Raw genomic sequence first — 23,790 nt, 5'->3', positions numbered from 1 at the left:
GTTCTGCAACCACTATATTGAGGACGAAGTACCTGTCAAGGAGTGAGAAATCGTGGAACCACGGTCCGGGTGTCCGATCAACACCGCCGTCGAGGTGCTCGGAGATCGCTGGTCGTTGCTCGTGCTTCGCGACGTCATCTTCGGCGACCGCCGCTACTTTCGGGCGCTGCTCACCGGGTCGATCGAGGGCATCGCTTCGAACATCCTCGCCGACCGCCTCGTGCGGCTCGTCGACGCGGGGATCCTCACCCGCGGCACCGCAGCACGGGGGCAGCGCGCTCGCTACAGCCTCACCGAAGCCGGCATCCAGACTCTTCCGATCATCTACGCCCTCGGCAACTGGGGCCTCGACTGGCGCCCGGGCAGCGGCGAGCTCCGGAGCCGCCAGCAACTCATGCGCAAGGAAGGTCCGGAGTTCATCGAGGAGCTCATGGACGAGCTTCGGGTGCGCCACCTGGACGCCCCGCCGAAGCCGCACCACGGCCCGGGACCCCTCGAACGTCTGAACGCCGCCTATGCCGCTGAGCAGGAACGCCTCGGACGAGACCGCGTGGCGGGTCATTCAGACGATTGATGAGTCGGCCTCGACGAAACCAGGCGGCGGCCAGAGGTCTCCCACAGCGGAGCTCGGATCAGTCGAAGACGTCATGAAGAATCCCCAACTGCTGCAAGGAATGACCCCGGCTCAGGTGGAGGCGATCATCGGGAAGACCCCGGGGTGGCAGGTCGAAAAGCTTGGGAAGGGATCCCGTAAGGGTCAAGGTTGGATATTCCGTGAGTACGGCACCATGCCCTCCGGGAAGAAGTTCCAGACCGGGAGAATGATTCAGTGGCACCCGGGCGGCGGTCATCACGGCGAGGCACCGTATTGGAAGGTCTCTCCCGGAGGTGTGGGCAAGACGGAACGGTTGCCAATGTGGAAGCTGGATCAGCTAAGGTAGGCGTGGCTGTTATAAAATTGGGCTGGATCCCACGTCGTGCGAGGTCTCGAGGTGAGCTCAGGAGTGCAGCAGAATCCGATGCCGGGCGTGTCTCGGGAAGAGCACCGTACCGCCGCTCGGTTGTTTTTGGGGCTGGTGCGGGCCACGGCCCGTCTGGCGCTTCCCGCCGAAGTGCAGCTGGATTATCTGAGGAAGATTGGGGCGAAGATCGGGGGGGTGGGGAATGTCGATGAGCTGGCCCTTGAGTTCGATCATGTGTTTGGCCTTCTAGCTGAATTCGAAGAGATGGGCTGGTTGACCGACGTGGAAGCCGCCGTTCTTAGAGAGATCGATAGTAGGTTGACTCGTATGAGTGATTCCAGGTCCGACCGGGTTTGGAGTTGTGAGGCACTTCATGACGACCCATCTTGGTCGGAGGTTCGATTCCTGGCGGCTCAGTTCCTTACCAAGGCGGATTTTGCCGGAGGGGTGGAATGATGGCAGTTTTTGACGACCTGAAGGGCCAGCGCCCACCTCAGTAGCCGTCAGTCCCGATTTAGTCGGCTTTGCTTGATCGAAAGGGCTGCGGTGGCGGCGACCCGATCGGGTCGCCGCCACCAGTATGTGATCGGCCCAGCCACGCTGGGTCGTCTGATGGCGGCGAATCAGCGCCGTAGTCGCAGCAGATGGACGACTCCTACGCAAGAGTTCGCTGCAGGTGTCCGGGTGGCTGCGACCGGGTGTACGTCCGTTCTCGAGCTGGAAGCTGAGTGACGAGGAAACCCAATCGGTACTCCGCGGTGACTCGAAGTGCTGCAAGCGGAGGTGACGTGCGCGCCCTTCGACGCGTGAGCGGAGCCGACCGTAAGATCCCGATCGATGGTGATGGTGGCAGCGTGCATGCTGTGTACCGGGAGCAGTTGCTCAAGTCATACGGCAGCCTCACGGATCCGGTCTTCCACTTCGTGTGGAACGTGGCAGACCGGAAGCCCTATGGTGAGGTGTTTCGTCGGCTCTCGTCGATCTGCCCGGTGGAGGACGACACCGACATCAACTGCGATGTCTGTTTCACCTTCATCGTGCGCTGCGAGCGCGTGCTGATCGTCAAGCTGTCAATGATCGGTCCGTACGCGGTTGTGCTGGCGTTTGGTCCGGATGGCCTGTCTTCCACGGCGGAGCTCGTCTCGTGCTCAGCGGAGGACGTCCGGGGCACCACCGAAGATGAGGTCCTGAGGGTGCTCAGGGATCAGGGCTTCATCTTCGTACCCAGGGATCACCTCGAGACCATGGTCCGATAGCGCTTCGCGGGCGAACCGAGGTCCCGCTGTACGCGGCGCTGTTCGAGCCCGAGGCCGACGTCCCAGGGTGACATCGCGCTGAAGCCCCTCTTCTGTTGCCAGACGGGTGGCGGTCCGGCCGCAAGACCGGGCCGCCACCCGCGTAGGAGGCTCAGTCCCGGTCGCGCTGCTGCCGGTAGCGGCGGATCAGGGCGGCGGTGGAGGAGTCCACGTCGCCGAGGTCCGGGGCGCCCCCGGTGAGCTTCGGTGCGAGCTGGTTGGCCATCACCTTGCCCAGTTCCACGCCCCACTGGTCGAACGGGTTGATGTCCCAGACGGCCGCCTCGGTGAAGACGATGTGCTCGTAGAGGGCGATCAACTGGCCCAGCGTCGACGGGGTCAGCTTTGCCGCGATGATCGACGTGGTCGGGCGGTTGCCGGCCATCACCCGGTGCGGCACCACGTCGGCCGGGGTGCCCTCCGCCTCGACCTGTTCCTTGGTGCGCCCGAAGGCGAGCGCGGCGGTCTGCGCGAAGAAGTTCGACATGAACAGGTCGTGCATGTCCCCGAGGTCGTGGTTGGGCTGGCTGAACGCGATGAAGTCGGCCGGGATCAGCCGCGTCCCCTGGTGGATCAGCTGATAGAAGGCGTGCTGGCCGTTGGTGCCGGGCTCACCCCAGAAGACCTCTCCGGTCGGGTACGCCACCGGGGTGCCGTCGACGGTCACCGACTTGCCGTTGCTCTCCATGGTGAGCTGCTGCAGGTACGCCGGGAACCGGTGCAGGTACTGCGCGTACGGCAGCACCGCGTGGGTCTGCGCGCCGAGGAAGTCGGTGTACCAGACGTTGAGCAGACCCAGCAGCGCCGGCAGGTTCCGCTCGACCGGCGTGGTGCGGAAGTGCTCGTCGACGGCGTGGTAGCCGGCCAGCATCTCCCGGAACCGCCGCGGCCCGATCGCCAGCATCACCGACAGCCCGACCGCCGACGGCAGCGAGTAGCGGCCACCCACCCAGTCCCAGAAGCCGAACATGTTCTCCGGGTCGATGCCGAAGTCGCGGACCCGCTGCTCGTTGGTGCTGACCGCGACGAAGTGCCGGGCGATCGCGGAGTCGTCCGCGTCCAGCCCGGCGAGCAGCCAGCGCCGGGCCTGGTTGGCGTTGGCCAGGGTCTCCTGGGTGGAGAACGTCTTGGAGACCACGACGAACAGCGTGCTGGCCGGGTCCAGGTCGGTGGTCTTGTCGTGGATGTCGGTCGGGTCGATGTTGGACACGAACCGGCAGGAGATGCCCGCGTCCCGGTATGCCTTCAGCGCCTCGTACGCCATCACCGGCCCGAGGTCGGAGCCGCCGATGCCGATGTTGACCACGGTGGTGATCCGCTCGCCGGTGTGCCCACGCCAACTGCCCGACCGCACCCGGTCGGCGAAGGCGGACATCCGGTCCAGCACGGCGTGCACGTCGGCGACCACGTCCTGCCCGTCAACCACCAGCGAGGCGTCGCGCGGCAGGCGCAGCGCGGTGTGCAGCACGGCCCGGTCCTCGGTGGAGTTGATGTGCTCGCCGGCGAACATGGCGGAGATCCGGTCGGTCAGCCGGACCCGCTCGGCGAGCGCGGTGAGCAGGCGCAGTGTCTCGTCGGTGACCAGGTTCTTGCTGTAGTCCACGTGCAGGTCGGCGACGTCGCCGGTGAGCCGGTCACCCCGCTGCCCGTCGGTGGCGAACAGCTCCCGCAGGTGGGTGCCGCGCAGCGCCTCGGCGTGCTTGCGTAGGGCCTGCCATTCGTCCGTGGTGGTGACGTCCACAGCCATCGAGTCGATCTCTCCTTCACGACGGGGTCTGCCAGCGGGCCGTCGTCGCCCCGCTGCCGGCGACCCCATCAGCCTGCCATCCGGAGGACGCCGACGCGACGCGACCCGACATCGCCCACCTCTTGGACGTCGGCCGTCCGCCGCGAATCCCCTGGTTGGGACGCCTGTTCGGCACCGTCCGTGGCCTGGCCGATGTCGGGTTCGGCCGGTCAGCCGCCGCGTTCGGTCGGGTTGACCTCGAGTGCACTCGAAATCCTACGGTGGCCGGACCGCCCGCCGTCCGAGTTCGGCGCGGGCGAATCTCCGTGGGAAGGAACAACCCGTGCGCTACCGCGTACTCGGCGGCACCGGCATCCAGGTGAGCGTCCACTGTCTCGGCACGATGATGTTCGGCGCGGTCGGCAACCCCGACCACGACGACTGCGTACGCATCGTCCACGCCGCCCTCGACCAGGGCGTCAACTTCGTGGACACCGCCGACATGTACTCCGCGGGCGAGTCCGAGGTCATCGTCGGCAAGGCGCTGCGCGGCCGCCGGGACGACGTGGTCCTCGCGACCAAGGTGCACTTCCCGATGGGGGAGGGACCCAACCGGGGCGGCAACTCGCGGCGCTGGATCGTCCGGGAGGTCGAGGAGAGCCTGCGCCGCCTGGGCACCGACTGGATCGACCTCTACCAGGTGCACCGGCCCGACCACACGACCGACGTCGAGGAGACCCTGGGCGCGCTCACCGACCTGGTACGGGCCGGCAAGATCCGTGCCTTCGGCTGCTCCACCTTCCCGGCCGAGGAGATCGTGGAGGCGCACCACGTCGCCGAGCGGCGCGCGCTCGGCCGGTTCCGTACCGAGCAGCCGCCGTACTCGATCCTGGCCCGGGGGATCGAGGCCGCGGTGCTCCCGGTCTGCCAGCGCTACGGCATGGGAGTCCTGGTGTGGAGCCCGCTGGCCTCCGGTTTCCTGTCCGGCCGCTACCGGCAGGGCCGGCCGGTGGACCTGACCGCCGGTCGGCCGGCGCTCACCCCGGCGCGGTTCGATCCGGCGCTGCCCGGCAACGCCGCCAAGTACGCCGCCGTCGAGAGCCTGGCCGCGCTCGCCGAGGAGGTCGGTTGCGGCCTGCCGGAGCTGGCCGTCGCGTTCACGGTCGCGCACCCGGCGGTCACCTCGGCGATCATCGGGCCGCGCACGATGGAGCAGCTGGAAGGGCTGCTCAAGGGCGCCACGCTCACCCTCGACGATGCCGTGCTCGACCGGATCGACGAGATCGTCCCGCCCGGCACCAACCTCTACCAGCCGGACGGGGTCTGGTCGCCGCCGGTGCTCACCGACCCGGCGCTCCGGCGCCGACCGCTGCCGGATCGGGCCGCCGCCTGACCGTGCGCCGCTCGGCCGGATCGCGGCCCCGCCCGCCGGTCGGGCGGGGCCGATATCGGGTGGAGCGGGCCGGGGCCGGGCGGCACACTGTCGGCGTGGATCATCGTGACCTGGTCCGGGTGAGCAAGAGGATGTCCCTGGCGTTGCGGCACCGTCCGGACCGGTTCGGCCTGACTCTCGACCTGGCCGGCTGGACTCCGGTCGCCGACCTGCTCGCCGCGCTGCGGATCACCCGCATCCAGCTCGACGCCGTGGTCGCCGGCAACGACAAGCAGCGCTTCGCCGTCGAGCGTGGGCCCGACGGCGTGGACCGGGTCCGGGCCAACCAGGGTCACTCCGTCCCGGTCGACCTCGGGCTGGCCCCGGCCACGCCGCCCGGCCGGCTGTTCCACGGTACGAGCGACAGCGCGGTGCCGGCGATCCGGGTCGAGGGGCTGCGCCGGGGTCGCCGGCACCACGTGCACCTGTCGCCGGACGTGGAGACCGCCCGGCGGGTGGGCGCCCGGCGGGGCGGTGCGGTGGTGGTGCTCACCGTCGACGCCGCCGCGATGGCCGAGAACAGATACGTCTTCTACCGCAGCGCCAACGGGGTCTGGCTCACCGACTCGGTGCCGCCCGCGTACCTGAGCGTCCCGTAGGTACGCGGGCGTCGGCTCCGGGCCGGCCCTGCGAGCCCGGCGAGTCCGGCGAGAATCGCCGATCAGGCGGGGCTCACCGGTGCCGGCGAATGCGGTCCCAGATGCTGGGCGCCTCCAGCCCCGTGCCGGCGTGCAGCGGAGTGGCGACCGGGGTGCTCCCGCCAACGACCGCCTTGATCCGGCCGTGTTCGGCCTCGGCCGGCAACCGGTCCGGCACCTCCGGGACGTCGATGTCCAGCTTTACCCGCATGCCGGGCCAACCCACCACGGTCAGGTCCTCGGTGGCGTTGAGCGTCGTGACCGCGCCGAGTGGCCCCCGGACGAGGGCGACCTGATCGCCGGCCCGTACCACGGGGTGCACCCCGACCGCGGCGGCGGCGGTGCGCACCAGCGGCCGGGTCACCCGGAACACCCGGGCCAACTGCACCGGGGTGTCGGCCCCGGGCTGCCCCAGGACGGCACCCACGACGGTGATCTTCCGGCCGCCCACCTTGACGACGGCGGCGAAGACGAGACAGCCCCCGGCCTCGTCGGTGGACCCGGTCTTGATTCCCACGACGCCGTCCTGGCCGACCAGCGAGTTGTAGTTCCGCACGGTGCCGGCAATCGGCAGGGTGGCCTTCTTCTGCGCCACGATCTCCGCGAAGGCCGGTAGTTTCATCGCCTTGCGGGCCAGGATCACCTGGTCGACGGCCGTGCTCACGGTGCCCGGGTCGTACCCGGCCGGATCGGTGTAGTGGGTGTCCTTCATCCCGAGCGCGGCCGCGGTGTCGTTCATCTTCGCGACGAAGGCCCCGATGCTGCCGGCATCCCATTCGGCGAGGATCCGCGCCATGTTGTTCGCCGAGGGGAGCATCACCGCCTGGAGCGCCTGGCGCTCGGTGAAGACCGCGCCCGCGACCACCGGCACGAGTGACTCGTTGCGGGACTGCTCCGCCGGGTACGCGGCGGCCCGCGCCTTGCTGACGGTGAGCTTCGGTCCGTGCTCGCCGCGGTCGAGTGGATGCTCGGTCAGGATGACGTAGGCCGTCATCACCTTGGTCACGCTGGCGATCGGCACCGGCTTGCTTCCGCCCGACCTGCCGAGCGAGCCGACCTCCTCCACCGTGAGGGCCGCCTGCCCGGTATCCGGCCACGGCACCGCCGGGGCCTTGCCCGGGATGGTCATCGACGCGGCCACGGTCCGGGTGACCGTCGGCGTGGGCAGCGGGTGGCGCAGCGGCGCGACCGCGAACATCGCGGTGCCGATCAGGAGCAGAGCCAGCAGTCCGCTGACCAGCACCCAGGGGCCGCGGGCGCGACGGTGGCCCGGTGGTCGTGTCGGGACCGGCCCGATCACCTGGGTCGTCGCAGAGTCGAGCATCGTAATTCTCCCCCTGGTCGCACGCCGGCCTGCCCACGCCGCCGGCGCGCCGATGTCGGTGTCACTGCCGTGGGCGTACGGCAAAGATCGTTTCGGTCAGACGTCCGGTGCGGACGAACCGTTCCCCTTGCTCGTTTCCCATCGTCGGTAACACGCGCGATCTTCCGCCAGCGGTTGCATCACGGACACCGCCGGCCCGGTCGGCGGTGACGCGGGACCGGCACGGGTGGATCCGGGTCCGGGTCAGGCGAGGTCGGCCAGCCGCGCCGCGATCTGCTGCTCGGCCAGTTGCCGGGCGAACTCGACCGGGTGGCGGTCGGGCATCGTCTGCACCTCGGTCACACCGAGCGCGGCGTAGTCGGCGACCTCGGCCACGAACGCGTCGACGTCGGCCAGGGGTGGCCGGGTGACCAGGACGGTCTTCTCGATGCTGGCATAGTCCCGGCCTTCGGTGTCGCAGTGTTCCCGCAGCACGTCGAGCTTCCGCGCGACCTCCGACGGGCTGTCGCCGAACAGGTTGCACAGGTCGGCGTAGCGGGCGACGAGCCGCAGGGTCTTCTTCTCACCGCCGCCGCCGATCATGATCGGCGGGTGCGGGCGGCTGATCGGTGCCGGCACGTTCAGCGTCTCGGCCAGCTGGTAGTGCCTGCCGTCGAACCGGCCGTCGTCCTCGCTCCACATCTGCCGGCAGATCTGCAGGGCTTCCTCGAGCCGTTCGAAGCGCTCGCCGACCGGTACCACCGGCACGCCGAGGCCATGCTGCTCGCGGTCGTACCACGACGCGCCGATGCCGAGCCGGGCGCGCCCGCCGGAAAGTACGTCGAGAGTGGTGACGATCTTGGCGAGGAGGCCCGGGTAGCGGTACATCACTCCGGTGACGAGTACGCCGAGGGTCATCCGTTCGGTCTTCGCCGCCACGTAGCCCAGCGTCGTGTAGGCCTCGAGCATCGGCTCCTCGGCCGATGTCCTGAACTCCATCTGGAAGTAGTGGTCCATCACCGTGAACGCCGAAACACCGGCCTGCTCCGCGATCCGGGCGGTCTCCGCAAGCGTCGGCGCGACCTCCGCCGGGTCGGCGGGCGTGGAGAAGTTCCAGTAGTGCAGGCCTAACCGCATCGCCCGCCCCTTCCCGTTCGTGGTCGGACAACTGGCATTATGCCGGGCACGCGGGTCGGCCGCCGCCCGGTGACGATCAGCCCCGGCGAGCCAGCCGGCGGGACCACCGCCATCCGAGGTAGGCGAGCGCGAGGACGAGTGCGGCGGCGACGACGTACCACTGGAAGCGGTGCAGGTTCGCCACGATCGCGCGGATGTGGTCCCCGGCGAAGTAGCCGGCGGTCACCCACACGGCCACCCAGAGGGCGGCGCCGAGGGCGTTGTAGAGGACGAAACGACGCCACGGCATGCCGGTGGCGCCGGCGATGATCCCGTTGAACTGGCGCAGGCCCTCCACGAAGCGGGCGACCGCGACGAGTTTCGGTCCGTGCCGGTGCATCACCGCCTCCAGCCGCCCGAACCGTTCCGGGGTCAGGTGCACGTATCGGCCGTACCGGAGGATGATCCGCCGCCCGCCGCTGCGACCGATCAGATAGCCGATGCTGTCCCCGATCACCGCCGCCAGGAACGCCGTCACCGCGACCCCGAGGACGGCCAGTTCACCGTGCGCCGCGTAGCCGGCGCCGAGGATGATCGCCGTCTGGCCCGGTGCGGGAACGCCGAAGCTCTCCACTCCGACGAGCAGGGCGATGCCCGGGTAGCCGTACTGGGCCACCAGGTTGGTGAAGGTGCCGCCGGAAATCACCGGGCTGCCACGGTTGTCTCATCGGCGGCCCGTACCAGGATGCCGGGCAGCGCCGGGCCGGGACGCGGCAAGGGTACGGCGGACACGATCGGTTGGTTCCCCGCCGGAGCGAGCAGCATGCCGACGGGCGGAGGCCGTGCGGCAGCGGCGGAGCGAAGCCGGACACGCGGGCACATCCGGCACACCGGACCCCGAACCGCTGCCGGCCCGCCGCACCGGACGCGAACAGGGCAACAGCTGCCCGTGTCGGGTGCTCACTCGTACGGTTCGGCGGGTTGATCGATCTTCTGCCAGGTCTCCACCTGGAAGTAGGGGATGTCGGAGTCGTTGACGGGATCCTTGGCGGTGTGGGGGAGCCACCGCCCGATGGCCCGCACCCACGTGTCGGCGGGCAGGTGGGGTACGTCGCCGCCCAGTCCGATCTTGATGGGGATGCCGTCGGCCGCGCAGCAGGACAGGATGATGCGGGCAAGCATGGGCTGGCCGTCGGGGCCGGGTGCGATGAACCCGGTGAGCTGGATCCGCCTGTCGCCCAGGGTGCGACCGTTGTCGTAGACGGCGCGGTACCCGTAGTCGAGGAGGGTGAGTTTGGCCGGGTCGCCGGGCGGCAGCGGCGGGTACGCGAGGTCCTGGTTGCCGGTGAGAGCGGAGCCGGCGCGGGCGGCCGTGTCGGCGCCGAGGGCCGGCGGCACGACGAAGAGCAGGGCGAGGGCCGGCAGCAGCAGCAACCAACCGACGGCCGGCCCGGAGCGTCCGTGCCCGTGCCCGTCGTCGTCATGCCCCTCGGCCTCCCGGCGGGTGTCGCGGATCTCGTGGATCAGCGCCATCAAGGCGGTGACGACCAGCAGGATGCCGGCGGCGATGAGGAACGGGCGCAGGCCCTGTTTGACGTAGCGCAGATACACGTCGGTGAGGCTGGCGCGCAGGATCGCGCTGCCGAGGAAGACCATCACCACGGCCTGGGCTGCCCGGCTCACCAGATCACCGTCCCGACCGCGGCCGCGACGAGCACGGCGAGGGCGAAGGTGGCCGGCGCGAACCGGGCGGCGAACCGCCGCCCGAAGATGCCGGCCTGCATGGACACGAGTTTCAGGTCGACCATCGGGCCGACCACGAGGAAGGCCAGGCGGGCGGTGAGCGAGAACTGGGACAGCGACGCGGCGACGAACGCGTCCGCCTCCGAGCAGATGGACAGCAGCACCGCGAGGGCCGCCAGCGCGAGTACCGACAGTGCCGGCCGCGCGGCCAGGTCGTGCAGGACCTGCTGGGGTACGGCCACGTTGATGGTCGCCGCGGCCATCGCGCCCACTACCAGGAACCCACCGGCGTGCACGACGTCGTGCCGGCAGGCCACCCAGAACGCCGCCATCCGCGGCAGCCCGTCGAGGTGCGCCCGTTGCGGCAGGCGGATCCACTCGGCGCGGCCCAGCCGCAGCCACAGCCAGCCCACCAGCAGCGCGACGAGCAGGCTGGCCCCGCCACGGGCGGCCACCATCTCCGGGTTACGTGGGAACGCCACCGCGGTCGCGGTCAGCACGATTGGGTTGATCGCCGGCGCGGCCAGCAGGAACGCCAACGCCGCGGCGGGCGTGACCCCGCGGCGGATCAACGACCCGGCGATCGGCACCGAGCCGCACTCGCAGCCTGGCAGCACCACCCCGGCGACCCCGGCGACCGGCACCGCGAGCGCCGGGTGGCGGGGCAACGCCCGGGCCCAGAACGAGCGCGGTACGAACACCGCGATGACGGCCGACAACACCACCCCGAACACGAGGAACGGCACCGCCTGCACCATCACCGACACGAACACGGTCAACCAGGTCTGCAACCGTGGATCGGTGACCAGCCCGCCGACCTGCCGGTGCAGGACACCGACGAGGATCAGCAGCACGCACAGCACCTCGACCGAGCCGATCGCCCGCTCACGTCGCGGCGGCGTGGGCGGGGCGTCAGCGGTCCTGGGTGGGGGCGGGTACGGCGTGACGGGAGGGGCGGGGTCGGTCGTGCTCAGGGCGATCACCTTCTCCGATGTCCAACCCGAACATCCTAGAGTGACGATTTCATGACGCACGGTCAGAATCGGTGGAAGCCCATGGTCCCGCTCGCCGGATCACGGCGTGCACGTATGCGCCACGCATAATGGGTCGGGTGCCCGCGCGGCCGGCAGCTGCGCCGGGGCACCGGAACGGCGTCGCGATCGGCGCGTGGCACGAGCGGAGGCGGCGGTACGGTGGCCCAGGTGATCCCGAAGGCGACCCGGAACACTCGGCAGCGCGCCGAGGTGCTGGCGCTGCTCCGCGAGGTGGAAGGTTTCCACACCGCACAGCAGCTGCACCAGATGCTCATCGCCCGCAAGGCGCGGGTGGGATTGACCACCGTCTACCGGACCCTGCAAATGCTGGTCGACGCCGGTGAGATCGACTCGACCCGGCTGCCCGGCGGCGAGCAACTCTTCCGCCGGTGCAGCCAGAGCCGGCACCACCACCACCTGGTCTGCCGGCAGTGTGGGCGCACGGTCGAGGTGGCCGGCCCGGCGGTGGAACGCTGGGCCGATCAGGTCGCGAGCCAGCACGGGTTCACCGATGTCGGCCACACCCTGGAGATCTTCGGCACCTGCGCGCAGTGCCGCGAGTGACCGTCGCGGTCAACGGGTTCCCGCGGTCACCGCTGCCGGGGCGCTGAGGCTTCCGGCGCTCCGGCAGCGCCTGTCGGTCAGGACCGATTCGGTGATCCACTGCATGTCCCGCAAGCGGTGGTCTCCGGCACCCACCGAAGCCGCCGGATGCCGTATGTGAAGCCGAGTCAGCAGTTGCGTAGCTCGGGCGACTGGTTGAGCAGTTGGCCGCGGGTCGAGACGAACCTGCGGTAGGTGTCGGACTCCACTGCGGACAGCCGGAAGGCCGCCACCCGATGGCAGTTCTGGAACGCCAACCTCACCCCGAAATGCCGCTCCAGACCGGCCCGGATGGCGTCACTCGCCAGAGCTCGCAACAGCTGCCCCCGCTCCGCCTCGGTGGGCGGCGGTACCACGTTGTCGGCGAACTCCGCATCACCGGAGCGCAGGTCGGCGACCACGCGGCTGACGGTCCGCCAGGCGTACGGCAGCGAGTCGCGTACGCAGGCGACGAAGTCCTCGTCGTCGACGGGGCCGGACTCGGCGGCGTGGAGCAGGCTGGGCGGCACGGTGAGCGACATGGGTTTCCTCCTCGCGTTAACGATTACGATTTTCGTTAGCGTTACGCGTCGAGCACACCACGTCGCACGCCGTACCGTCAATAGGGGACACACGTCGGTGCGGAGCGTTGCGGGCGGGACTGGCTACGGGCTCCCCGACGGGCGGTGGTCCGCGGTCAGGAGGTCGGCGAGCGCCGTGATGGCATCCTGATCGCCGACGGCGACGACCGTGTCGCCGTGGTGAAGCACGAGGTCGGAATCGGGCGCCGTGGTGATCCGCTGGTCGTGGATGACGGCGACGATCGACGCTCCCGTCTGGGCGCGGGTGTCGCGGATGGGGCGGCCCGCGTAGGTGGATCCCGCCGGTATCCGGATGCGGGCCGCGGTGATGCCGGTGATCTGCTGTTCGAGGTGGGTGAGGTGGTCGATGGTGACCGTGGCGTCGAGCAGGTCGGCGATCCGGTGCGCCTCATCGGGTTGGAGGACGACGGTGGCGGCGACCGCCTGCGGATCCTCCGGGTCGTAGAAGACGAGGTCGCGGCGGCCGGTGAGGTGGCAGATGACGCCAAGACGCTGGCCGTCGGCGGTGGTGGTGACGTGGTTGACGCCGACCCCGGGCAGCGCGGTGCGTTCGATTTTCAAGGTTTCACCATCCCCTCGGTATCGGGTTCCAGCCTGCTCCAGGCGACCAGGCGGCCACCATCCGTGCCGACACCCAAATCGCGGGGGTAGTTCGCTCCATCTGAGGCCCCACCCCCACGGACGAATGGGTGTCAGCCCCGATCGACATCCGTCCGAGGGCGGATCAGGCTGGTGCGGCTACCGTCGGAAGTGGCCCGGCCGGCGGGCGGGCCGATCGGACAACACCCACGAGGAGGCCACCCCGAGTGTCGCTGTTCTGGCGGATCTTCCTGCTCAACGCGGCCGTGCTCGCGGCGGCCCTGGCGCTGCTCATGCTCGGCCCGGTCACCGTGTCCACCCCGGTACTGCTGACCGAGGCGTTCATCCTGACCGGCGGGCTCTCCGCCATGTTGGTCGCCAACGCGGTGCTGCTGCGCATCGGGTTGGCGCCGCTGGAACGACTCAGCCGCACCATGGGGACGATCGACCTGCTGCGCCCGGGGCATCGCCTGGCCGTCACCGGCCACGCCGGCATCGCCGCACTGATCCGCGCCTTCAACACCATGCTCGATCGACTGGAGGCCGAGCGCGCCACCAGTTCCGCGCGCGCCCTGTCCGCCCAGGAAGCCGAGCGGCACCGCATCGCTCAGGAACTACACGACGAGATCGGGCAGACCCTCACCGCCGTCCTGCTCGAACTCAAACGGGTGGCCGACCAGGCGCCGCCCGCGGTGCGGGACCAGTTGCACCAGGTGCAGGAGACGACCCGCAACAGCCTGGACGAGATCCGCCGGATCGCTCGCCGGCTGCGCCCCGGCGTGCTGGAGGAACTCGGCCTGGCCAGCGCGCTGAAGGCCCTGGCCGGCGAGTTCGCCACGGCCGGGCTGACCGTGCGACCCAGCGTCGACAACGACCTCCCCGAACTGGGCAAGGAGGCCGAACTGGTGCTCTACCGGGTCGCCCAGGAGGCGCTGACCAACGCCGCCCGCCACGCCGAGGCACGCCACGTCGTCCTCACCCTGCGCCGCCGGCCCGGCGACGTGGAGCTGTGCATCCGCGACGACGGCCGTGGGTTGGGCGACACGGCGGAGGGCGCCGGTATCCGGGGGATGCGGGAGCGGGCGCTACTCATCGGCGCGGAGCTGACCGTGGGACCGGCACGGGGCGGCGGCAGCCAGGTGCGGCTCGAGGTCCCCAACACTCAGGAGTGGATTGCCGATGGGTGAGGTCCGACCCGTACGCATCCTGCTCGCCGACGATCACGCCCTGGTCCGGCGCGGGGTGCGACTGATCCTCGACAACGAACCGGATCTGACCGTGGTCGCCGAGACGGCCGACGGCGCCGAAGCGATCGCCCGGGCCCGTGACGAGCGGCCCGACCTGGCGATCCTGGACATCGCCATGCCACGCCTCACCGGCCTGCAGGCCGCCCGGGAACTGTCCCGGCTGCTGCCCGACATGCGCATCCTGATCCTGACGATGTATGACAACGAGCAGTATTTCTTCGAGGCACTGAGGGCCGGGGCGTCCGGATACGTGCTGAAGTCCGTCGCCGACCGCGACCTGGTGGAGGCGTGCCGCGCCGCCGTGCGCGGTGAACCGTTCCTGTATCCCGGTGCGGTCAACGCGCTGATCCGCAACTACCTCGAACGCGTCGCCAAGGGCGAGGACCAGCCCGGCCGGGCCATCACCGACCGGGAGGAAGAGGTCCTGAAGCTGGTCGCGGAGGGCCACTCGTCCAAGCAGATCGCGGACCTGCTGTTCATCAGCCTCAAGACGGTGGAACGGCACCGTGCCAATCTGCTGCAGAAGCTCGGGCTGCGGGACCGCCTGGAGCTGACCCGCTACGCCATCCGCGCCGGCCTGATCGAGCCGTAGCGACGTCGCGTCGTGTGGGCCGGGCACCCGTAGGCTGACCCGGTGATCTTCCCGCCGTTGCCGCCGTCCTGCGCCGATGTTGTGGCGCGCTCCTCGCCCGCAGCACAGGATCGACTGCCCGGGTCGGACCGGAACGCGGCAGGGCGTCGATTGCCCGTCCCCGGCCGTGCCGCTGTCGCGGGTGGCGTGACCGCCACCGCGGCGGCCGCAGCGAGGACACAGCGGTGAGCGAGCAGCCGTTACCGCGCCAGCGACCCGCTTCGGACGCCTCCCCGTCCCGGCTGTCCTACCTGGCCGGGCGCTGTGCCGGCATGGTGGAATCGCGGTGGTTCGACCTGGTGATCGTCGTCGTCATCGGCGTCAACGCGCTGCTGCTCGGCGTCGAGACCTATCCACACGCGGGCTCGCTCGGGACGCTGCTGCGGGCGCTGGAGTGGGTCTTCCGCACGGTGTTCGTCATCGAGATCGCCATCCGGGTGCTGGCGCACGGCCCCCGGCCGCAGGACTTCTTCCGGCACGGGTGGAACGTCTTCGACTTCGTGGTGATCGCCGCGGCGTTCATCCCCGGCCTGCACGGCGAGTCGGCCGCCCTGCGGGTCATCCGCATCGCCCGGGTGCTGCGACTGGTGCGCTTCTCGCCCGGGTTGCGCACCATCGTGGTCGCCCTGCTGCGCAGCCTTCCCGGCGTCGGCGGATTCCTCGCCCTCGCCCTGGTGTCCCTGTACGTGTACGGCATGGCCGGCTGGCTCATCTTCAAGGACGCCTACCCGGAGCAGTACGGCACCATCGGGCAGGCTGTGCTGACCCTGTTCGTGCTGCTGTCCCTGGAGAACCTGCCCGACCTGATCCAACAGGGCGTGGAACTGTCGCCGTGGACCCTCGTCTACTACGTCAGCTACGTGATACTCACCGTCAACCTGCTGCTGAACATCCTGATCGCGGTCATCGTGAACTCGATGGAGGAGGCCCGCCGGCTGGAGATGACCGAACGGATGGCGGTCGACGAGGACCGCGACGGCGTACCGGACCACATCGACCGGATCATGATCAGCCAGCGGCTGGACGACCTGCGCACGCTGGTGGCCGAGTTGGAGCGGGAACTACAGATCGACCGCAGGGACGGGCAACCGAGGCCGAGCCCCCGGGACCACCCGCCGCCGGCGTGAGCGGGCGCGCGCAGCGCTCAGAGGCCGCGGGCGAACAGGGCAAGGCGTACCCGGTTGGGGCTGCCGGTCTTGGTCATCAGGCTGGTGATGTGGGTCTTGACGGTGGTGACGCCGATGTGCAGCCGATCGGCGATCTCCGTGTTGGACAGGCCCTCCGCGACCAGGTTCAGCACGTCCTGCTCGCGTACGGTCAGCCCCTGAAGCGGTGGAGGTGCCTCGACGCGGGCGTGCACCGCGCGTTGGACGAGCCGCCGCAACACCTCCTGGCTGAACGGGCTGTCGCCCACGGCGGCCCGGCGGACGCCGTCCAGCAGGTCGGCCGGTGGTGCGTCCTTGAGCAGGAAGCCGCACGCGCCCGCGGTCAGCGCCGGATAGAGGTGGTCGTCGTCGCCGAACGTGGTCAGCACGAGGACCCGGGTGGCGGGGCGTTCGGCGAGGATGCGGCTGGTCGCGGTGATCCCGTCGACACCGGGCATGCGCAGGTCCATGACGACCACGTCGGGCAGGAGCCGCGCGGCGAGGGAGACGGCCTCGCGGCCGTTGTCGGCCTCGCCGACGACCTCGATGTCGGGCTGGGCGTCGCAGAGCATGCGCAGGCCGGCGCGGATGAGATGCTGGTCGTCCACCAGCAGGACGCGGATCATGCCAGTCCCGGCGCGGCCGGCCCGGCCGGGGCGTCGTGCCCGCGCTGCGGGGGTGGCGGGCCGGCGGGCGCGACGGGAGCCGGTGTCGGCGCGGAGGCGGGCGGTGGGAGCGTCGACGGGAGGACCGTGCTCACCCGCCAACCCGCGCCGGTCGGACCCGCGTCGAGTCGACCGCCGAGGACTTCGACGCGCTCGCGCATTCCGGTGAGGCCGTGGCCGCCACCGGACGGCATCGCCGTGGGCACCCAGCCATTCCCGTTGTCCGAGACCTCCCAGTGGACGGCCCCGTCGACCACGGCGACCGACAGGCGGGCGAGTGCGGACGTGCCGGCGTGCTTGGCCACGTTTGTGAGTGCCTCCTGGGTCAGTCGCAACACCGCCATGCCCCGCACGGCGTCGAGTGAGCCGACCGCGGGATCGATGTCGGTCTCCACCGTGATCCCGGCCTGCCGGGCCCGGTCGACCGCCGCGCCGAGTGCGGCCGGAAGCGCCGACGGGTCGATCGCGGTGAGTGCCGCGTCGCCCCGGATGCCGTCCGGGTTGCGCAGCACCGCGACCAGCCGGCGCAGGTCGGCCAGGGCCGCGGTGCCGGTGCCGTGCACGTCGTCGAACACCTCGCTCACCCGTGGGTCCAGGTCGGTGAGTACGTGCCGGGCCACGCCGACCCGGAGCACCATCGATGCCACGTGATGGGCGACCACGTCGTGCAGCTCGCGGGCGATCGCGCTGCGTTCGTCGGCCCGCGCGGCGCGGCTCTCCGAGGCGCGCCTCCGTTGCTCCTCCGCCAGCCGCTCCTCGGCCTGCCGGCCGAGTTCGCGGCTGGTCCGGATGACAAGGCCGAGCAGCAGTGGCACGCCGACCTCGACGGTCAGCCCGAAGACGCCGGAGAGGACCTGGTCGAGCGGATCGCCGACCGAGTCGGTCAGGTCGACCACGGTCAGCAGCCCGGCGGCCAGCCAGATGGTCCGCGGCCGGCGGGCCGACATGGTCACCTCGAGCAGTGCCCAGCTGGCGCCCACCTGGTTGATCGTGACGTCGTCGATCGAGCAGATCGCGACGAGCAGCAGCGCGGACTGCCCGATCAGGTTCACCACCGGCCGGCGGTGCAGCAACAGTGCGACGGTGAAGGCGGCCACCGCGAGGACCCACTGGGTGGCCGTCGGCGAGCGCCCGCCGTGGGTGTTGAAGACCAGATAACCGACGCCGCTGAGGTCGAGCAGCACCGTCCGGAAGAGCTTGTCGCGCTCGTCGAACAGCCGTTGCAGCCACCCCATCCGATCAGCCTAGGCGCTGCGGCGCGGAGTCACGAGCCGCCGCCGGCCGCACCCGGTGGGCCCGGACCGCGAGGTAGGCGGCCAGGCCGAGCGGTCCGAGCAGGATCGTCAGCAGCAGCACCGGCGCCATGACCAGCGCCGGCACCCGCCGTTCCCGGCTGTCGAGCCACGCCCACCGGCCGACGAACAGATCGAACGCGATCATGTGCGCCCAGGCCGCTGCCGCGCCGTCCGCCGTGCCGAGCAGCTCGCGCACACCGTTTAGGGTCGGTGCCGTCACCGCCGGCAGCACCTCGCCGAACGCCGGGATCACCAGGATCGCGTAGACCACCAGGACCGGTGCCACGATCAGCGGTGACGCGATGATCCGGGCGGTCCATTCCCAGTGCGGCAGCAGGATCATCAGCGCCCAGAACGGCGCGGCCACCGCGAATGTCAGCGTGAACAGCGTTCCGGTCATGCCACTCGTGCCAGTTCCGGCCGGCCCACCCGGGCCGCCAGGACCATGCCGGTGGCGGCCGCGGTCGCGACCACCAGCGCGGCCAGCGCGGCCAGGGTGAGCGTGTCCGGGCGCAGCAGCGGCTGCCCGCGCAGCGCCTGCCAGGTGAGCAGCATCGTGAGTACGCCATAGGCGCTGCCCCCGACGACCAGCAGCCGTACGCGGGTGCGTTCGTCCAGCCGTGCCGCGAGGAAGCGGTTCAGCAGGATCGCCAGGATCGGCAACGCCTGCAGGGCGTGCAGCCCCACGAAGTGCCCGATGCGCAGGTCGCCGCCGGTGGTGCTCCAGCCGACCAGTGGCAGCCCGGGTCCGCCGTCCGGTACGCCGACGGTGTGCGCCCCGGAGATGCCGTCGATGCCCGGGTCCTGGCTGGGCAGCACCATCGGGAAGGCCACCAGCATGCCGAGCAACGTCAGTCCGAGCCCCAGCCCGACCGCGTACCGGGCGGCCCGGTCGGCGATCGGCTGGCGCAACACCACGATCGCGATGACGAGGTGCGCGGTGAACAGCACCATGATCGCCGCACCCATCAGTTGGAACAGGGCGGCGTTCAGCGGGGTGGTCCCGTTGAAGTGGCTGGTCGTGCCGCGCAGCACCTGTCCGACGATCACCACCATCTCCACCACCGACATCGCCACGACGACCGTTGCCGCCCACTCCGCGATCCGGCTGCGTCGCGGTAACAGGGACAGCATCCAGGCCAGGGTGGTGCCGTACAGCACGAAGGACACGGAGAACTTGAGCGGCTTGAGCCAGATCGGCACGCCGGTCAGGACGCGTGAGTCGGCGAAGACGCCGACCGCGGAGATGACGGCGAGCACCGCCATCGCCGAGACGAAGAGCATCATCGGGCGGTGCCACTGTGCCGCCCGGCGCAACGTGGTAGTCATGCCTGTAGATGCTGCTGAACCCGTCCCCGGTTGGCCCCAGACCTGGAGCCCCGGTTGCGGCCGGGGGTCGGAGCGCTTCCTCCTCCCTGGGTAGGAGGCGCCGGGTCAGGCGCGCCGCCGGGTGGGCGTGAGGACGGCCAGGCCCACGCCGAGCACCACCAGCCCGCACCAGGAAAGGGCCGGCAGGCGTTCGCCGAGGACCGCCACGCCGAGCGCCGCCGCGACGGCCGGCTCTGCCAGGGTCAGCGTGGTGGCCACCTGCGCGGGGGTGTGCCGCAGGCCGTACCCGAACAGCCGGTAGGCGAGGACGGTGGTGACCACCGCGAGGTGTCCGGCCACCGTCGCGCCGCGAAGGGTGAGCAACCACTGCCGGTCGCCGTACCAGAGCACCGGAAGGACCAGCAGCACCGCCGCACCGAACATCACCCCCATCACCGCGCCCGAGGGATGCCCGCGTGCGATGAGTTTGCCCGCGATGAGCGAGTAGCCGGAGTAGGACAGTCCGGCGAGCGCGGCGAGTGCCACGCCGGTGAGGTCGATGGCCGCCGTGCCGTCGGCGAGGGCGGGGGCCAGGACCAGGACGGTGCAGCCGATGACCGCCGTCAGGGTGGCGTAGGCCCAGCGTGAGGTCGGCCGGCCCTGCCGGGTGACCCAGGCCAGCACGCCGGCGAACACCGGTGCGCTGCCCAGCGCGATCACGGTGGCCACGGCCACTCCCGAGCGCGTCACGGCCGGGTAGAAGGTGACCGGGTAGCCGGCCACGGTCACCGCGCCCAGCAGGAGCAGCCACCGCTCGCCGTGGGCGCACCTCCTGGGAAGCGAGTGGGCGCCTCGGGTGGAGACGAACAGCAGCAGGCCGCCGAGGGCCAGACCGGCGGAACCGACGGCCGCGGCCGGGGCTCCGGCCGGAGCGAGGGAGCTGGCGGTCCCGGTGGTGCCCCATAACGCGGCGGCGACCAGGATGGGAAGCGGCCCGGTGAGGGGGCCGGCGCCATGGGCTCGTGGCTGGGTGCGGGCCGGGCGGGGGCGGGCCGAGGAAGGGGCGTGGGTCGGCACAGTCGTGAACTCCGTCGTCGAATACCTGCGGGGATCTGGCTTCGAAACGGACGCACGACACTGCTCCTGGCCGGCCTGTTGGTCGGCGAGGGTCGCGGATCAAGCCGTCAGCGGGTGCGCCCGGTCAGGCGCACAGGGGCGGCAGCACGACGTGCCAGTAGGTGTTCACGCGGCGATGGTACCTGCCGTCAGTCGACCTCCCGTCGCTGAGCGGGGATCGACGGCGACGCGCGGATCGATCTTTATGTTCTTCGATGTTTCTGTCACGATGTGCGCACCACTCACCCCTCCCGTGATGGAGCCCGCATGCGTGTTTCGCTCCGCGCCGCCATACCCCTGCTGGCGGTGCTCTCGTTCGTGCTGGTCGCGCCACCCGCGCACGCCGCCGCACCTACCTACACCGCCCTCGGTGACTCGTACGCCTCCGGCACCGGCACCCGCGAGTACTACGACAACAGCGGTTGCCAGCGTTCGCCGCACGCCTACCCCGTGCTCGACGCGGCCCGGCTCGGCGCCACACTCACCTTCGCCTCCTGCGCCGGGGCGAAGGTCCCCGACGTCCTCAACGGTCAGTTGGGCAGCCTCAACGCCAGCACCCGCTACGTCACCCTCAGTGTGGGCGGCAACGACATCGGCTGGTCGTCGGTGATCACGCAGTGCGCCAAGCCCTGGCCGTACACCTGCTGGGGTGACATCGACAAGGCCGAGGCGTACATCCGCAACACGCTTCCCGGCCAGCTCGACCAGCTCTACACCCGGATCCGCACGCTCGCCCCGAACGCACGGGTGGTCGTGGTCGGCTACCCGCGGCTGTTCAACGGCGTGGAGTGCAACATCATCGCCCGCATCTCGCCCGGCGAGCAGGCCGAGCTGAACGCGACCGCCGACCTGCTGGCCTCCACCATCAAGGCCAGAGCCGACGCGCGGGGATTCGGTTTCGTGGACGCGCGCGGCCCGTTCACCGGGCACGCCGTCTGCGACGCCGTCGAATGGATCAACGGTACGTCCCTACCGATCGGGGAGTCGTACCACCCGAACCGGAACGGGCACATCGGGTACGCGAACCTCGTCGAGCCGGCGCTGCGCGCCTGAGCCGCCGTACGCCGCGGCCTGCGTCCGTCACCCCGGCGCAGGCCGCGACGCGGCTGGTCACGTCACGGGCGGCTGAACGTCGCCGCCCAGTTGACCTCCCAGCTCTGCCCGCCGTCGGCGGAGAACGCCTGTTCCCACCGGGGGTTCGCGGTGTCGACCTCGGACCACCGGTAACGCACCCGGATCGGGGTGCCCTGCCAGGTGTCGTCGCACTCGAAGGTGCCGACGCCGTTGTCGAACCGGCCGACGACCGGCACGTCCAGTTGGCCGCCGCTGGTCCTGGCCGCCCACCAGATCCGCCACAGCTGTTCCTGCGGGCTGTACAACCGCAGGGTGAGGCCCTCCAGGTCGCGCTCCGGCGCGCGGAGCACATCGAAGACACCGGTGCCGTCGAGCAGCACCTGGCAGTCCAGGGTCGCGTCGAATTCGTACCACTCGTCGCATCCCGCCAGTACCTCGACCAGTCGGCGCTGGCGGCTGTTCCACCGGCCGGCGAGGAAGTCGAAATCGGTGTTCGTCATGGCGGGCACGGTAGGGGCGTACCCCTGACACGGGCTGTCAGTGGATGCCGGTGGAATCGTCGTTCTCCGCCCCGGCCGACGAAACGGGGACGGGCCCGGCGCGGTGATTCCGCGCCGGGCCCGTCCGGGTAGGTTCAGCTCGCGCTGCAGGTGGGGTTGCCGGTGGGCGCGTTGCCGGTGCCCTGGAAGCCGAACTCGGTCGACTGCCCAGCGGCCACGGTGCGGTTGTAGTCGACGTTGCGGAACGTCACGTTGCCGCTGGCGGCGCTGTTCGTGGCGCTCCAGACGTTGGTGATGCTCGCGCCGCTGGGCAGGGTCAGCGTGACGGACCAGCCGTTGAGCGGGTTCGAGCCGGCCCGGACGGTGACGTTGGTGACGAAGCCGCCCTGCCACTGGTTGGTCGACAGGGTCGCGGTGCAGCCGCTACCACCCGGGGGCGGAGAGGTCGGCGGGGCCGTCGTCGGCGGAGCGGTGGTCGGCGGAGCGGTGGTCGGCGGAGCGGTGGTGGGCGGCGGCGTGGTGCCGCCACCGTTCAGGGCGTTGAGGGTCGAGGTGTACGCGGCCTTCTTGTTGCCGCTGCCGTCGAAGAGCAGCGGGGTGCCGCTGGCCCGCCACGAGTCGGAGTCACGGATGCCCCACACGGTGATGCCGGTGCAGCGAGACACCGCCATGCAGGCCTTGACGACCCGGTTGTAGTTGTCGGCCTGGGCGGTGCCGGAGCCCTCGATGTCCAGCTCGGTGATCTGCACGTCGAGACCGAGGTTGGCGAACCGCTGCAGGTTGGCCTGGTAGTCGCTGGGCACCGGCGAGTTGGGGTTGAAGTGGGACTGGAAACCGACGCAGTCGATCGGCACGCCCCGGGACTTGAAGTCCTGCACCATCGCGTAGACGGCGTTGGACTTCGCGTTCTGCCCGTCGGTGTTGTAGTCGTTGTAGCAGAGCTTGGCGCCGGGGTCGGCGGCCCGGGCGGCGCGGAAGGCGACCTCGATCCAGTCGTCGCCGGTGCGCTGCAGGTTCGAGTCGCGGCGGGCGCCGTTCCCACCGTCGGCAAACGCCTCGTTCACCACGTCCCAGGCGTAGATCTTGCCCTTGTAGTGGGTGGCGACCTGGGTGACGTGGTTGGTCATCGCCTGACGCAGCGCGGTGCCGCTGAGGTTCTGCGCCCAGCCGGGCTGCTGCGAGTGCCAGGCCAGGGCGTGGCCGCGCACCCGCATGTTGTTGGTCTGGGCGTGGGTGACGATGCGGTCGGCGTTGCTGTAGTTGAACTGGCCCTGGGACGGCTCGGTGGCGTCCCACTTCATCTCGTTCTCAGGGGTGACCATGTTGAACTCGCGGTTCAAGATGCCGACGTACGTGCTGTCGGACAGCTTGTTCGCCGCCACCGCCGTGCCGAAGTAGCGGCCCGATTCCGCCGCCGAGGCACCCAGGGTCGTGCCGGCGCTGGCGCTGGACGCGACCGCCACCGTCCCGGCGACCACCGCCGCACCGGCCACCGCGATCGCGAGGGCGGTACGCGCGCGTGGCCGGGCCACCGAGCTCCCGCTGCCGCGGGCTAGCACCTTGTCCATCAGGAAGCCTTTCCGTAGTTGTGTGGATCACGAAGGTGCTTCGACCGCTGCCCGCCACGGTGGTCGGCTCGCTGCGCGGCTGCCCGGGGCCGCGCGTGCCGGGATCGTCTCCCGTCCACCGTGAGCTGATCGAAAGTCATCTCTCCCGAAAAAGTACCGGGACGGTACTGAATTCTCAACTCGCCATCGCGTCGCATCAGGCATCCGCTGATGCCTGTGAGCGGGCGTC

At 70.4% G+C, this 23,790-nt stretch carries 25 protein-coding genes; 10 read left to right on the top strand and 15 right to left on the bottom strand.

All coding sequences use genetic code 11. From position 1 onward, the window contains the following. The first annotated feature begins 52 nt into the window (after nucleotides 1-52). The 3 genes from ACIRG9_RS14315 to ACIRG9_RS14305 all read left to right on the top strand — a co-directional run bounded on the left by ACIRG9_RS14315 (nucleotide 53) and on the right by ACIRG9_RS14305 (nucleotide 2,218). Nucleotides 53-574: a winged helix-turn-helix transcriptional regulator gene (locus ACIRG9_RS14315; protein ID WP_402854917.1), complete on the top strand. Its 522-nt coding sequence runs from the start codon at nucleotides 53-55 to the stop codon at nucleotides 572-574. A 418-nt stretch (nucleotides 575-992) separates the two neighbouring features. Beyond that, complete coding sequence (locus ACIRG9_RS14310; RefSeq protein ID WP_402854915.1) at nucleotides 993-1,418, top strand: hypothetical protein; 426 nt, start codon at nucleotides 993-995, stop codon at nucleotides 1,416-1,418. Nucleotides 1,419-1,768: 350 nt separating this feature from the next. Further along, complete coding sequence (locus ACIRG9_RS14305; protein WP_402854913.1) at nucleotides 1,769-2,218, top strand: hypothetical protein; 450 nt, start codon at nucleotides 1,769-1,771, stop codon at nucleotides 2,216-2,218. Between the two features lie 151 nt (nucleotides 2,219-2,369). Here ACIRG9_RS14305 and pgi read toward each other — a convergent pair whose 3' ends face one another. Continuing rightward, entirely contained in the window at nucleotides 2,370-4,004 is a 1,635-nt protein-coding gene (gene pgi, locus ACIRG9_RS14300; RefSeq protein ID WP_402854912.1) for a glucose-6-phosphate isomerase, read from the bottom strand. A gap of 322 nt (nucleotides 4,005-4,326) precedes the next feature. Between pgi and ACIRG9_RS14295 the strand changes: the two genes are divergently transcribed. Both ACIRG9_RS14295 and ACIRG9_RS14290 read left to right on the top strand, forming a co-directional pair. Next, the gene (locus ACIRG9_RS14295) at nucleotides 4,327-5,376 is read left to right on the top strand and encodes an aldo/keto reductase (protein WP_402854910.1); all 1,050 of its coding nucleotides are present in this window, start codon (nucleotides 4,327-4,329) and stop codon (nucleotides 5,374-5,376) included. Nucleotides 5,377-5,471: 95 nt separating this feature from the next. Beyond that, nucleotides 5,472-6,014, top strand: a complete 543-nt coding sequence (locus ACIRG9_RS14290) for an RNA 2'-phosphotransferase (protein ID WP_402854908.1) — start codon at nucleotides 5,472-5,474, stop codon at nucleotides 6,012-6,014. Between the two features lie 73 nt (nucleotides 6,015-6,087). On the opposite strand, the gene ACIRG9_RS14285 is transcribed toward ACIRG9_RS14290, so the two are convergent. The 5 genes from ACIRG9_RS14285 to ACIRG9_RS14265 form a co-directional block, all read right to left on the bottom strand. After that, the gene (locus ACIRG9_RS14285; protein ID WP_402854906.1) at nucleotides 6,088-7,377 is read right to left on the bottom strand and encodes a D-alanyl-D-alanine carboxypeptidase family protein; all 1,290 of its coding nucleotides are present in this window, start codon (nucleotides 7,375-7,377) and stop codon (nucleotides 6,088-6,090) included. Between the two features lie 243 nt (nucleotides 7,378-7,620). Further along, the gene (locus tag ACIRG9_RS14280; RefSeq protein WP_402854905.1) at nucleotides 7,621-8,493 is read right to left on the bottom strand and encodes an LLM class F420-dependent oxidoreductase; all 873 of its coding nucleotides are present in this window, start codon (nucleotides 8,491-8,493) and stop codon (nucleotides 7,621-7,623) included. A gap of 76 nt (nucleotides 8,494-8,569) precedes the next feature. Continuing rightward, entirely contained in the window at nucleotides 8,570-9,178 is a 609-nt protein-coding gene (locus ACIRG9_RS14275; protein WP_402854904.1) for a DedA family protein, read from the bottom strand. 254 nt (nucleotides 9,179-9,432) lie between these two features. After that, entirely contained in the window at nucleotides 9,433-10,155 is a 723-nt protein-coding gene (locus ACIRG9_RS14270; RefSeq protein WP_402854903.1) for a TIGR03943 family putative permease subunit, read from the bottom strand. Continuing rightward, complete coding sequence (locus ACIRG9_RS14265; protein ID WP_402854902.1) at nucleotides 10,152-11,198, bottom strand: permease; 1,047 nt, start codon at nucleotides 11,196-11,198, stop codon at nucleotides 10,152-10,154. Before ACIRG9_RS14265 ends, ACIRG9_RS14270 begins: the two co-directional genes overlap by 4 nt. A 210-nt stretch (nucleotides 11,199-11,408) precedes the next feature. Here ACIRG9_RS14265 and ACIRG9_RS14260 point away from each other — a divergent pair, with 210 nt between their 5' ends. After that, a complete protein-coding gene (locus ACIRG9_RS14260; RefSeq protein ID WP_402854901.1) occupies nucleotides 11,409-11,813 on the top strand; it encodes a Fur family transcriptional regulator in 405 nt (134 codons plus the stop codon). A 167-nt stretch (nucleotides 11,814-11,980) separates the two neighbouring features. Here the strand turns inward: ACIRG9_RS14260 and ACIRG9_RS14255 are convergent, their stop codons facing one another. Both ACIRG9_RS14255 and ACIRG9_RS14250 read right to left on the bottom strand, forming a co-directional pair. Continuing rightward, nucleotides 11,981-12,373: an SCO5389 family protein gene (locus ACIRG9_RS14255; protein ID WP_402854900.1), complete on the bottom strand. Its 393-nt coding sequence runs from the start codon at nucleotides 12,371-12,373 to the stop codon at nucleotides 11,981-11,983. A 123-nt stretch (nucleotides 12,374-12,496) separates the two neighbouring features. Continuing rightward, nucleotides 12,497-12,994 (bottom strand): cation:proton antiporter regulatory subunit, encoded by a 498-nt coding sequence (locus ACIRG9_RS14250; RefSeq protein WP_402854899.1) that lies wholly within the window; start codon nucleotides 12,992-12,994, stop codon nucleotides 12,497-12,499. A 245-nt stretch (nucleotides 12,995-13,239) separates the two neighbouring features. Here ACIRG9_RS14250 and ACIRG9_RS14245 point away from each other — a divergent pair, with 245 nt between their 5' ends. From ACIRG9_RS14245 to ACIRG9_RS14235, 3 genes are all read left to right on the top strand, one after another. Next, nucleotides 13,240-14,199 carry a sensor histidine kinase gene (locus ACIRG9_RS14245; protein WP_402854898.1) on the top strand — a complete coding sequence of 320 codons (960 nt, stop codon included), beginning with the start codon at nucleotides 13,240-13,242 and terminating at the stop codon, nucleotides 14,197-14,199. Further along, complete coding sequence (locus ACIRG9_RS14240) at nucleotides 14,192-14,851, top strand: response regulator (protein ID WP_402854897.1); 660 nt, start codon at nucleotides 14,192-14,194, stop codon at nucleotides 14,849-14,851. Before ACIRG9_RS14245 ends, ACIRG9_RS14240 begins: the two co-directional genes overlap by 8 nt. 224 nt (nucleotides 14,852-15,075) lie before the next feature. Further along, complete coding sequence (locus ACIRG9_RS14235) at nucleotides 15,076-16,017, top strand: ion transporter (protein WP_402854896.1); 942 nt, start codon at nucleotides 15,076-15,078, stop codon at nucleotides 16,015-16,017. Between the two features lie 17 nt (nucleotides 16,018-16,034). On the opposite strand, the gene ACIRG9_RS14230 is transcribed toward ACIRG9_RS14235, so the two are convergent. The 5 genes from ACIRG9_RS14230 to ACIRG9_RS14210 form a co-directional block, all read right to left on the bottom strand. After that, a complete protein-coding gene (locus tag ACIRG9_RS14230) occupies nucleotides 16,035-16,661 on the bottom strand; it encodes a response regulator (protein ID WP_402854895.1) in 627 nt (208 codons plus the stop codon). Beyond that, nucleotides 16,658-17,935, bottom strand: coding sequence for a sensor histidine kinase (locus tag ACIRG9_RS14225; RefSeq protein ID WP_402854894.1), 1,278 nt, complete (start codon nucleotides 17,933-17,935; stop codon nucleotides 16,658-16,660). Before ACIRG9_RS14225 ends, ACIRG9_RS14230 begins: the two co-directional genes overlap by 4 nt. A 4-nt stretch (nucleotides 17,936-17,939) precedes the next feature. Further along, nucleotides 17,940-18,395 carry an ABA4-like family protein gene (locus ACIRG9_RS14220; RefSeq protein ID WP_402854892.1) on the bottom strand — a complete coding sequence of 152 codons (456 nt, stop codon included), beginning with the start codon at nucleotides 18,393-18,395 and terminating at the stop codon, nucleotides 17,940-17,942. After that, the gene (locus ACIRG9_RS14215) at nucleotides 18,392-19,324 is read right to left on the bottom strand and encodes a hypothetical protein (protein WP_402854891.1); all 933 of its coding nucleotides are present in this window, start codon (nucleotides 19,322-19,324) and stop codon (nucleotides 18,392-18,394) included. The genes ACIRG9_RS14220 and ACIRG9_RS14215 overlap by 4 nt, the downstream gene beginning before the upstream one ends. Nucleotides 19,325-19,429: 105 nt before the next feature. Continuing rightward, a complete protein-coding gene (locus ACIRG9_RS14210) occupies nucleotides 19,430-20,380 on the bottom strand; it encodes an EamA family transporter (RefSeq protein WP_402854890.1) in 951 nt (316 codons plus the stop codon). A gap of 306 nt (nucleotides 20,381-20,686) precedes the next feature. Here ACIRG9_RS14210 and ACIRG9_RS14205 point away from each other — a divergent pair, with 306 nt between their 5' ends. Then, on the top strand, nucleotides 20,687-21,472 hold the full coding sequence (locus ACIRG9_RS14205) for an SGNH/GDSL hydrolase family protein (protein ID WP_402854889.1): 786 nt from the start codon (nucleotides 20,687-20,689) through the stop codon (nucleotides 21,470-21,472). 62 nt (nucleotides 21,473-21,534) lie between these two features. Here the strand turns inward: ACIRG9_RS14205 and ACIRG9_RS14200 are convergent, their stop codons facing one another. Both ACIRG9_RS14200 and ACIRG9_RS14195 read right to left on the bottom strand, forming a co-directional pair. Next, the gene (locus ACIRG9_RS14200) at nucleotides 21,535-21,993 is read right to left on the bottom strand and encodes a hypothetical protein (protein ID WP_402854888.1); all 459 of its coding nucleotides are present in this window, start codon (nucleotides 21,991-21,993) and stop codon (nucleotides 21,535-21,537) included. A gap of 134 nt (nucleotides 21,994-22,127) precedes the next feature. Next, nucleotides 22,128-23,561: an endo-1,4-beta-xylanase gene (locus tag ACIRG9_RS14195; protein WP_402854886.1), complete on the bottom strand. Its 1,434-nt coding sequence runs from the start codon at nucleotides 23,559-23,561 to the stop codon at nucleotides 22,128-22,130. Nucleotides 23,562-23,790 lie beyond the last annotated feature (229 nt).

The organism is Micromonospora sp. NPDC093277, assembly GCF_044765245.1.
Lineage (GTDB): Bacteria > Actinomycetota > Actinomycetes > Mycobacteriales > Micromonosporaceae > Micromonospora.
Note: the sequence above shows the minus strand (reverse complement) of the source record. Positions and strands in the feature narration are given on the sequence as shown.

Coding starts and splice junctions, on each gene's coding strand:
- pgi (WP_402854912.1), bottom strand. CDS start 4,004: ATGGCTGTGGACGTCACCACCACGGACGAATGGCAGGCCCTACGCAAG.
- ACIRG9_RS14285 (WP_402854906.1), bottom strand. CDS start 7,377: ATGCTCGACTCTGCGACGACCCAGGTGATCGGGCCGGTCCCGACACGA.
- ACIRG9_RS14280 (WP_402854905.1), bottom strand. CDS start 8,493: ATGCGGTTAGGCCTGCACTACTGGAACTTCTCCACGCCCGCCGACCCG.
- ACIRG9_RS14255 (WP_402854900.1), bottom strand. CDS start 12,373: ATGTCGCTCACCGTGCCGCCCAGCCTGCTCCACGCCGCCGAGTCCGGC.
- ACIRG9_RS14240 (WP_402854897.1), top strand. CDS start 14,192: ATGGGTGAGGTCCGACCCGTACGCATCCTGCTCGCCGACGATCACGCC.
- ACIRG9_RS14230 (WP_402854895.1), bottom strand. CDS start 16,661: ATGATCCGCGTCCTGCTGGTGGACGACCAGCATCTCATCCGCGCCGGC.
- ACIRG9_RS14225 (WP_402854894.1), bottom strand. CDS start 17,935: ATGGGGTGGCTGCAACGGCTGTTCGACGAGCGCGACAAGCTCTTCCGG.
- ACIRG9_RS14220 (WP_402854892.1), bottom strand. CDS start 18,395: ATGACCGGAACGCTGTTCACGCTGACATTCGCGGTGGCCGCGCCGTTC.
- ACIRG9_RS14215 (WP_402854891.1), bottom strand. CDS start 19,324: ATGACTACCACGTTGCGCCGGGCGGCACAGTGGCACCGCCCGATGATG.
- ACIRG9_RS14205 (WP_402854889.1), top strand. CDS start 20,687: ATGCGTGTTTCGCTCCGCGCCGCCATACCCCTGCTGGCGGTGCTCTCG.
- ACIRG9_RS14200 (WP_402854888.1), bottom strand. CDS start 21,993: ATGACGAACACCGATTTCGACTTCCTCGCCGGCCGGTGGAACAGCCGC.
- ACIRG9_RS14195 (WP_402854886.1), bottom strand. CDS start 23,561: ATGGACAAGGTGCTAGCCCGCGGCAGCGGGAGCTCGGTGGCCCGGCCA.